Here is an 8623-nt window from a genome sequence, read left to right on the forward strand (position 1 = left end):
GGGGTTTCGCGCAGCGGTGATGGCGGCGATCGAGGCGTGCATCGCCAAAGCTCGCGGCTAGACTTTCGTCACACCTCGCCGGTTTCGGATTTCAAACACAGCGCGTTTTTGGGCGCGCTAGTATCGAAATTCTGTGCGGGCACTCTAGCTAAAATTTTGTCTTATCTTTAAATCGAATGAGTTCGGCCATTTCTGTGGTGGCGGAGTTTACGAGCCTTATGGTAAACGAACTGGCAAGCTCGTATTGCATTTAAATTTTAAAATTTAGCGACTTTGGAAATTTTAGGTCAAAATTTTACGCTTAAAATTTTAAATTTACAAGATTATAAATTTAGTGATCGCAGGCGGAGCTAAATTTTGATTTTTAGTGGAGAAGCTTGGCGTCCACAACCATTAAAATCAAAATTTAGCGCAGTATGAGCGGATGCGTACACGACTGCGAACTTGAGAGACAAAAACGCAAAAGCGGAACGTAAGAGCTAAAAGAGTGCGTCCTGCGCTGCGGTCTTTCGAGATACAAACGCAAACTGCAAAATTTCGCCGCTCGCGCAAACAGCAAAACAAAGCGAGCCGCGCCGAACCGTATTTTACTATCAGAGCAAGCTGCAAATCAAAACCGCATCTCATCGCCCGAGCAAGCCTTAAATTTAAACCGCGTTTCGCCGGCGAGCTGCAAACCAAGCCCGTGCGCCAAATCCTGTCAATCTGTGCAATAAAATTTAACTTTTCGTCCGGCCGAAGCTTCGCACGCAAAACCGCGATAAGCAAGATCAGATAAATTCCTTTTCCAAAGGCTGCATCGCGTTGCCGTCTGCGTCGAAAAGCACCCGCCCGCAAACCTCGCAAACCTCATCTATAGGAGAGGGCTCGTCCGCATCCAGCTGCCACGCGGACATCTCGCCGCACTCGCAGTTTATGACGTAAAGGATCTGCCTTTTGCGGCGCTTGCCCCACGGCGCGATATCCCAAAATAGCTCCTCGCGCTTGCCTAGCTTTTTAAAATCTTTCTCGGCGTCCTTGTGCGCGACAAGTAGGTAATAAGCGTCGTTATGAAGATCCAAAGTAAAGAGCCTAAAATCGCTCTTCTTTAGCGCCTTTTGAAACTCGTTCATCAAAAATAGGCTCGCATCGCCGCGCTCGAAACCCTCTTTTTTCGCTTCTTTTTCGAGCCTTGCGTAAATTTTATCGCACTCTAGTGACACGCCGCTTTGCAGCACATCAAGCCTAGAGCTGATAAATTTACCCAGCTCTCCCGTCTCGTCCTCGCCGACCCAGTCAAGCATCCAAACAAGCCCTTTTCCGATAAGCGCGTTCAAAAACTCGCCGTCATTCATCTCGCCCGTTTTCTCAAAACCGCCCGTCTCGCCCGCCGTCAAATGCTTTAGGACGCAGCACTGATCTTTCGTCATTTTCGCTCCTTTGATTAAATTTACCGCCTACATGGGTCTGTTTAAATTTTACTCCCAAAAAGCTTTAAGCTTACTTTTCGCAAGTTTGGCACCGAAAGTCCGGGCTCGCGACGCACGAGCACAAAATAGGCGCGCGGGCGTGCGCAAAATACGCAAGCCATCGCAAACGGCAAGCGCAAATTTAGCTCGCGGCGGCGGGTAAAATTTACGCTATAATTTCGCAAAAGCGCTAAAATTCCAACCGAAAAGGACGCGAATGCAAACGGATCTGCAAGAAAAGATTAAGGAGTTGCAGCGCAAGATCGCGCGCGAAATCACCTATTTTCAGACGGGCGGCGTGAGGCCGCGAGGCGCGATTGATGAGTGCTGGATCGGCCGCGTGCTCGCCTGCGCGGCGAATTAGGAGCTGCCTACGGATCAAAACGGCGCGCCGATGCTCCCTCTAGCGCAGTTTTACCTGCCCGCGCTGCCCTACGTGCCGCAGGTCTTAGACGGCGTCAAGCTGCTTGCGGTCTTTATCTCGCAGGATCTCATCGGCAAATCCCCTGAGCAGATGGACGGCCTTTGGAATGTCCGCGAGTATAAAAACGAGGCTGAGCTCGTCATAAAGGAGCTTACAAATCCGCGCTCGCAGATAAGGCCCTTTCCTTTGCAGCCAAAATTTGCCGCGGACGATACGCCCGTTTGGGACGACGGCGGGCTGGAGCCTGACGTCGTGCATGAAATTTTAGAGCTTAAAAGGTCGGTCGGGCTCTATTATTCCGACGTCACGGCTGGACTGGAGTATCACAACTGCACGAAGCTCGGCGGCTACCCCTCCTTTTGCCAGTCAGGAGTGAGCTTCGGCGAGGGCTATCAGTTCGTTTTTCAGGTCTCTTCAGACGAAAAAGCGGGCTTTAACGTCATTGACGGCGGCAGCTTGATGTTTGCTAAAAACCCGCAAAGCGGTGCGTGGAGCCTGTATTATGATTTCGATTAGGCGTGCGAAGATAAATTTAGCTCGCTCGTAAAATTCCGCCGCTTCAGGCGGGCGCCGGGAGCGAGTAAATTTACGATGAAATTTTATCGGCGTGCGACTTTGAGCCCGCTCGGTGCGGATTAAATTTTAACGGCGGCGCGCTCCGATCTAGGTTAAATTTAAGCCGCCGAGAGGCGATCCGTATAGTTGCAGACGAGCCGAATACAGCGAGCGGGCCGTGAAAAATTCGGCGCAGCAAAATTTTAAAATTTTATAGCCTGAGATTTCGGCTTCGAGCTTGGAATTTAAGGCGCGCTTGAAATTTTAACCCGCAAATTTAAAGGAGCGAAAATGAACGCAAACGAGCTTGCAAACATCTGGCGCAAGCCGATCTACCTGCCATATCTGCAAGATCCGCTCACGCCCGAGGCGCTGAGGGCCGCGGAAGAGGAGCTAGGGCACGCCCTGCCGCGCGAGCTAGTCATGATACTGGGCGTGCAAAATGGCGGATATCTGCGCTACGAGCTAGAGGGCTATCCGCTAGACGCCGTCAGCGGCATCGGCGAGGCACATCCGTCGCTTACGCGCTTTAGCTGGGGCGAGGAGCGCGAGTGCGTGAGCTTCGAGCTTGACGGGCTGGTGCCCTTCAGCGGCGACGGGCATTGGTATCTGTGCCTGGACTACCGCGCCAGCGAACAGCCTGCGGTCGCCTACATCGACGTCGAATGCGATAAGCAAAGCATCATCGCGCAGGATTTCGCTTCGTTTTTGGCGCTTTTGCGGCTCGACACGGGCGGCAAGATCGCGCTGCACACGGGGCTCGATCTAGACGGCACGAAGGCGCGGCTGGAGGAAATTTTGGGCGTGCGCGCAAGCGCCGCCGATCCGCAGCTTTACGGCTTTAGCGTGTATAATTTCGCTCGCGAGGGCGGCGTGCTGAGCCTTAGTCCGAACGAGGTTCGGCTCGGATTTGCCAGGCGGGGCGAGCGGCGGTTTAAAGAGCTTAAAAACTTCAGCGAACCCGCCCTACGCTATGCTGAGCTGGACGCGGGCGCGATGATACTGGACGTTTTCAAAGAGGAGCTGATGGGTGAAATTTTGCGCGAGCTAAAGGACGCGGGCTTGTGCGCACAGAGCCTAAAAAAGGTGATCGACGCGTAAGCTTTCGCGATTATTAGTGAGTTTTGTGCGGGCTGCAGCGCACGCTTGTGCAACCAGCAATGCGGGCTTGCGAGCGCAAATTTAACCCGCGGCGGCGGGTAAAATTTCACTATAATTTTGCCGTTTCAATAAGGAGAAAACGATGAGCGTAGAATTTCGCGTCAAAAATAAAAAGCGCCCGCTATTTATGGGCTATTCGGACGCCATGAGCGTAGCTAAGGCATTGGAGCTCCTGCCCGATCTATCAGTGTTTGGTATAGACGAGAACGCCGAGGATTTCGACGAAAGGGCGTTTTTAAAATTGCTTTTGAGTGAGTATGAATGTTTGATTTTGGGCGTGCGGGGCAAGAGCGGGCGCGGAATGGAGCTAAGATATGACGAGGAGCAGCAAAGCTACGCCGTGCGCGTAAATACGCCCGCGACGATCTTTGATTGGGTTTTGGCGATCTCGTATCTGCAGGCGCTATCTAAGCAGCTAGGAAGCGAGATCGCGGGTGAAGATGGCGAAATTTACACCCACGACACGATAGAGCAATTCGACTACGAGCGCGATATAGCGGCAGGGCTACATTCGATAGATCAGCACTTAAGCGGCGATACGGAGGTAAATTTTTGCTACGGGGTGCAGAGACCTTTTGCGATAAACCGCGCGATGATGGATGAAATTTTAGCCTCATACAACCCCGCCGCCGAGTTTAGCAAGCGGCTGACCGAGGTGCAGTACCTCGACGCTTACAGCGCGCACCAGAGGTTTTATCGAAATGGAGATGACGGCACGATAATGGGCTCATACGCGCTCACGCAAGACCTACCCACTATCCTGCCCTACAAGCCGCTTGTGGAGTGGCAAAACGCGGAGATGCTGAAAAATAACGACGTAGCGCGCTGGCAGATCGCGCTAATAGGCATAGAAGGCGACGAAAACGACACCGGTAACTACCGCGCCATCGCCGAGCTGGAATATGGCGAGTTTATCGCGCGCCTGCCGAAGCAAAACTACCGCTTCATCGATGCGAGCTATATTTTGGTGGATGGGCTAAACGTCAATCAGCTAAAGGCACTGGTGGGCTAAATTTTACTTGCGGTGAAATTCTGCAGAGCTCATCGAAGCTTAACGCTGCAAAATTTAAAGCCATCAAGGATTGACGCCGCAAAATTTAAAGACGCGGAATTCGCGGTAAATTTCGCGGCGGGCAAAATTTTAAAAGGCGGAATTTTATTGCGATGCAAATTTAAGAATTCCATCGCGGTGAAATTCCGTCGCGATAAAATTTAGAAAGCTTAAAATGAAAAAGACCTACTACGATCTAAAAATTTACGATAACGACGGGACGCTCGGCGTGCTGCAAGATGATATCGAGGCATTGCCGTTTTTCGGCTACTGGCAAAAGATGAGTCTTGGCTCAACGCAGGGCATATACATAGACGAAAGCGGCAAAGAGCACAGGCTCGTCTATCTGCACGACTGGGAGAAATTTTGCAGATTATTCGCTCGCGAACAGGAGCTACTTAAGCGCGCCCCAGTCGGTAGCAAAAATGAGCGATCCGATCCGTAGCGCATCTCGGTAAGTAGCATAGAAGCAATCCAGGCTTTAGCGCATCTCGATAGGCAGTGGAAGGATACGACCAAAGCGCAGCACATTTAGCTGGCGGAGAAATAGCACTCGAGCCGCAATGTATTTCGATAGGCGACAAGTAATGCGCTCTCTCACAGTGCAAGCGGATTTTATCCGCCAAATAGCGTCGCGCGTTAATCAGCCAAAATCGCCGCTTCGCTTAAATCCGGGTTTAAATTTAACTCGTCTATGATAGATAAAAGCTCTGAAATTTCATTTTTGATCTCAGCGGCCTCGCTTAAGCTCGGCGGCGGCGAAAAGAGCGTCGTCTCAAACTTATTTTTCGCTCCGTTTAAAAATAGATAAAGCTTATCGTCCATAAACGCCGCGCTCACCCCCATTTTCCCCGCGAATTTTTCCTTTAGCTCTCGCAGACACTCCATAAATGCGGGCGTCAAAAGATACCGTGCCTCTACTTTATCATCCGCAAAAACCCTAAATTCTTTGCTAAAAAACAGGTCGTCCATCTGCTCTTTTTCGCCTAAAAATCTGGTGTTTAGCGTGCGGCTCGCGACTATAGTTTGCCCGCTAAATTTCTTGTAAAACTCGCAGACTAAAACCGAGCCGCTGAACGCCTGCATATCTTTCATCGCCCCCCATGCAAAGACTATCGCGGAGAGTAAATTTAACGCAGCCGAGTCGCTAATTTCCAACGTCGCGCCGTTTGGAATGCGGATCGCTTCGCTGAGGTTAAATTTGACGCCTTTGTAAATGCCGCTGATTTGATCTTCGGCGCGAAACTCATCGGGCGAATAGATGCCGATTTTGCGAAATTCTTTACGGCTGATGCCGGCAAATGGATCGTAGTTAAAATTTGGACCAACCTCGCGGATGGCGGCGCGGACGAAAACGTCTTTATAAAACGCTTTGTAATCCCCCAGCTCGCTGGTCACTCGGCCTCTGTTAGCCATTAGCGCGGCGAGAAAAAACGGAATATAGATAATGATGAAAAATAGCGGTGCAAGGCGATTTTCAAAAAGATGCCCTACAGCAAATCCGCCGCCTACGGGCAGCACTATTATAAATAAAATTCCCAAAAACAGATACTTTATAAATGCTAGCCGGCACTCTTTTTGCTTTTTGGCGGTGGCGACTATTGCTTCGTTTATATTCAAAATTTTACCTTTTTCTAAATTTGCGCGGCAGATTTCGCGCTCGGAGTGAATTTTAGCAAAATTTACGCTGCAAAGATACGGCGGCGCGAGTAAATTTTATTCGGTGGATTAAATTTATGAAATTTACGCCGCAGCGGCGATCTACTCGGACGTGCGTTGATTTAGCCACGCTCTCAGATTGCCCGCGCCCTCTTTTAACACCACAAATCCTGCGGCGGCAACACAGACAAAATTAATTAGAGAGCCCCTCCCGCCGACGTTTAAAATCCCAAAGCCCACGATCCACAGCGCCGCGCCGAAACCCAGCGTGCACACGGCGGTCGCGATCCCCAGCTTGCGGCGCAAGGGGCTTGGTTTGCGCGCTACCCAAACTCGCGTAATCACGTAGCTGCCCGCGTATCCTCCGCGGATAAAATACGCGCGCGCAAGCTCGCCCTCCTCCACGGGGATATCGCTAAACTCGCCGCGCAGCTTCACGCCGTCTATTTCGAAAAATACCCAAATTTTGCTATTTCCTCTTGCAGCGTGGACGCGGAGATTTCGAACCTCGCCCGTGATCTCATATTCCAACTTGTCTCCTCAAACAGCTTTGCGTTTTGCTTCCGCGCTAAATTCCGCGCCGTAAAATTTTAAAATCTAAATTTTGCCTTGCTCGTAGCGCTGCCCATGAAATTTTAAAGTTGAGATTCTGCAAGCCCTAAATTCAGAGCTAAGCTTTAAAATTTCATAGCGATAAAATTTCAAGTAAAGCTCCGCCGCCAAATTTAACAAGACGCATGCATTGGTTATCTGTGCCTTGCCGAATTTCGCACATCGCAAAATCGCGGCGAAATTCCGCGCGCTACAAAAGCTCACAAACCCGTCGCGGCAATATCGCAGACAAAGCCCATCGAAAAAACTGATACCGCGCGACGAGCAGTGCAAATCGGCAAATGTGCGCCGGGCTACCAAGCGCCTACTTCTTTAAAATTTGGTTTTTCATGAATTCGTAGAGCTGGCAGGATTTTTTATTGCCCGCGTCGCAGCCCTTTTTGACCCATCCAAGCCCCTTGGAAAATCCGCGCAGATCCCCCTTGATCACATACAAATAGCCTAAATTATTGCAGGCATCGCCGTAGCCCAGCTCGCAGGATTTGGTGTAAAGCTTCTCCGCCTTGTCTCGATCCTGCGGCGCGCCGAGACCCTTATCATACGCAACGCCGGCATTATAGCAGCTATCCACTAGCCCGCCGTCACAACCTCGCTCGAAAAAGCTCACCGCCTTTGCTGGATCCGCCGCGAGCCCAAAACCGCCCGTGAAATAGACTACGCCCGCATTGTGACAGCTTTTGGCATAGCCCAAATCGCAAGCCCTAGCGTAGCGCTGCATGGCGGCAACGAAGTCCCTACTCAGGCGCCCTCGCTGATATAGGTTGCCTAGCTTGTGGCAGGCTACGGCGACGTTTTTATCGCAGGCTGCGTCATAAAATACTCCTGCCTGCGTCGCATTGCCCTCGCCGTCGTATAGGGCTCCCAAATCAAAGCAGCTATCTTTCTCACCCGCCTCGCAAGCTTTAGCAAGAGCGAGCTTGGCGCCGTCGTAATCTCCGCGGGAGAGCTTGTCGCGCCCCAGCTGCGCGCAGCTTACGCCATCGCCGCGGTAGCACTTAAACGATAAAACGGGCGACGGCCAAAAAAGCACCATAACCAAGATGCAAACGGCAATCGAAAGCGCCGCTATGTCGATGGTCTTTCTCATATCTATCCTTTTTGCGGCGATGCGCCGCGGGGCTTAAGGAGCGGTCTTGCAGGCAAATCCCGTCCGAGTAAATTTTGCAGATGAAATTCCCTCACATGAAATTTGATCTGCGCAAAATTTTAGTACCTCAAGCCTTGTTTTAAAATTTTACTTAAAGCTTCCGCGCCGCAAAATTTTAGAATTTCAAAATTCCGCAAGCGGTAAATTTGCAGCCGAATTTTAAATTTTAAGAACCGCACCCAGCGCCACAGCAATACCGCGAAATCGCTCGTAAAATTCTAAAATCAAAATTTTACGAGCCGCAAATTTAGAAACTAGCTTTAAAATTTTATAGCGATAGAATTTTAAGTCAAATTTCGCGATAAAATTTCATTCCAGATTCCGCCGTAAAATTTCGCTTTGTATTTTAAATCATAAAATTTCGTTCGTGAGATTTAGGGCTATCGGCGCGAAATGTAGCCTGCGCGGCTACATTTTTTCTTTCGCGCTTAAGCCCATCAGGGCAAACGCCGTGCGGATACTAAGCGCTACGAGCGCAAACAGCTTGAGCTTCGCATCCTCGTTCTCGCTACCTACGACGCGGTTTTCGTTGTAGTATTTGTGAAAGTCCGCCGCGAGCGCCTTTA

Annotated in this window: 11 protein-coding genes; 5 read left to right on the top strand and 6 right to left on the bottom strand. The window is 50.6% G+C overall.

Annotated elements, in window-relative coordinates; translation table 11 throughout:
• Positions 1-770: 770 nt before the first annotated feature.
• A complete protein-coding gene (locus Q0238_RS00575) occupies positions 771-1409 on the bottom strand; it encodes a hypothetical protein (RefSeq protein ID WP_297941836.1) in 639 nt (212 codons plus the stop codon).
• A gap of 256 nt (positions 1410-1665) precedes the next feature.
• Here Q0238_RS00575 and Q0238_RS00580 point away from each other — a divergent pair, with 256 nt between their 5' ends.
• The 5 genes from Q0238_RS00580 (at position 1666) to Q0238_RS00600 (ending at position 5084) form a co-directional block, all read left to right on the top strand.
• Complete coding sequence (locus Q0238_RS00580) at positions 1666-1812, top strand: hypothetical protein (RefSeq protein ID WP_297941838.1); 147 nt, start codon at positions 1666-1668, stop codon at positions 1810-1812.
• A 3-nt stretch (positions 1813-1815) separates the two neighbouring features.
• The gene (locus tag Q0238_RS00585) at positions 1816-2388 is read left to right on the top strand and encodes a DUF1963 domain-containing protein (RefSeq protein WP_297941856.1); all 573 of its coding nucleotides are present in this window, start codon (positions 1816-1818) and stop codon (positions 2386-2388) included.
• Between the two features lie 330 nt (positions 2389-2718).
• A complete protein-coding gene (locus Q0238_RS00590) occupies positions 2719-3528 on the top strand; it encodes an SMI1/KNR4 family protein (RefSeq protein ID WP_297941841.1) in 810 nt (269 codons plus the stop codon).
• Positions 3529-3670: 142 nt separating this feature from the next.
• Positions 3671-4600 carry a DUF4299 family protein gene (locus tag Q0238_RS00595; RefSeq protein WP_297941843.1) on the top strand — a complete coding sequence of 310 codons (930 nt, stop codon included), beginning with the start codon at positions 3671-3673 and terminating at the stop codon, positions 4598-4600.
• Positions 4601-4814: 214 nt separating this feature from the next.
• Positions 4815-5084, top strand: a complete 270-nt coding sequence (locus tag Q0238_RS00600; protein WP_297941845.1) for a hypothetical protein — start codon at positions 4815-4817, stop codon at positions 5082-5084.
• Between the two features lie 194 nt (positions 5085-5278).
• On the opposite strand, the gene Q0238_RS00605 is transcribed toward Q0238_RS00600, so the two are convergent.
• The 5 genes from Q0238_RS00605 to Q0238_RS00625 all read right to left on the bottom strand — a co-directional run.
• Positions 5279-6259: a DUF3137 domain-containing protein gene (locus Q0238_RS00605; protein ID WP_297941847.1), complete on the bottom strand. Its 981-nt coding sequence runs from the start codon at positions 6257-6259 to the stop codon at positions 5279-5281.
• Positions 6260-6400: 141 nt separating this feature from the next.
• Positions 6401-6829 (bottom strand): hypothetical protein, encoded by a 429-nt coding sequence (locus Q0238_RS00610; protein WP_297941849.1) that lies wholly within the window; start codon positions 6827-6829, stop codon positions 6401-6403.
• 66 nt (positions 6830-6895) lie between these two features.
• Positions 6896-7114: a hypothetical protein gene (locus tag Q0238_RS00615; protein WP_297941851.1), complete on the bottom strand. Its 219-nt coding sequence runs from the start codon at positions 7112-7114 to the stop codon at positions 6896-6898.
• A 100-nt stretch (positions 7115-7214) separates the two neighbouring features.
• Positions 7215-7997: a tetratricopeptide repeat protein gene (locus tag Q0238_RS00620; RefSeq protein WP_297941853.1), complete on the bottom strand. Its 783-nt coding sequence runs from the start codon at positions 7995-7997 to the stop codon at positions 7215-7217.
• A 468-nt stretch (positions 7998-8465) separates the two neighbouring features.
• Positions 8466-8623 (bottom strand): DALR anticodon-binding domain-containing protein (locus Q0238_RS00625; protein WP_297941858.1); only part of this gene is annotated, 158 nt, incomplete at its 5' end.

It is taken from the genome of uncultured Campylobacter sp., assembly GCF_938045775.1.
Classification (GTDB): Bacteria; Campylobacterota; Campylobacteria; order Campylobacterales; family Campylobacteraceae; genus Campylobacter_B.

Excerpts from the sequence above, each read along its gene's own strand:
- Q0238_RS00575 (WP_297941836.1), bottom strand. The coding sequence starts at position 1,409 with ATGACGAAAGATCAGTGCTGCGTCCTAAAGCATTTGACGGCGGGCGAG.
- Q0238_RS00600 (WP_297941845.1), top strand. The coding sequence starts at position 4,815 with ATGAAAAAGACCTACTACGATCTAAAAATTTACGATAACGACGGGACG.
- Q0238_RS00620 (WP_297941853.1), bottom strand. The coding sequence starts at position 7,997 with ATGAGAAAGACCATCGACATAGCGGCGCTTTCGATTGCCGTTTGCATC.
- Q0238_RS00595 (WP_297941843.1), top strand. The coding sequence starts at position 3,671 with ATGAGCGTAGAATTTCGCGTCAAAAATAAAAAGCGCCCGCTATTTATG.
- Q0238_RS00590 (WP_297941841.1), top strand. The coding sequence starts at position 2,719 with ATGAACGCAAACGAGCTTGCAAACATCTGGCGCAAGCCGATCTACCTG.
- Q0238_RS00580 (WP_297941838.1), top strand. The coding sequence starts at position 1,666 with ATGCAAACGGATCTGCAAGAAAAGATTAAGGAGTTGCAGCGCAAGATC.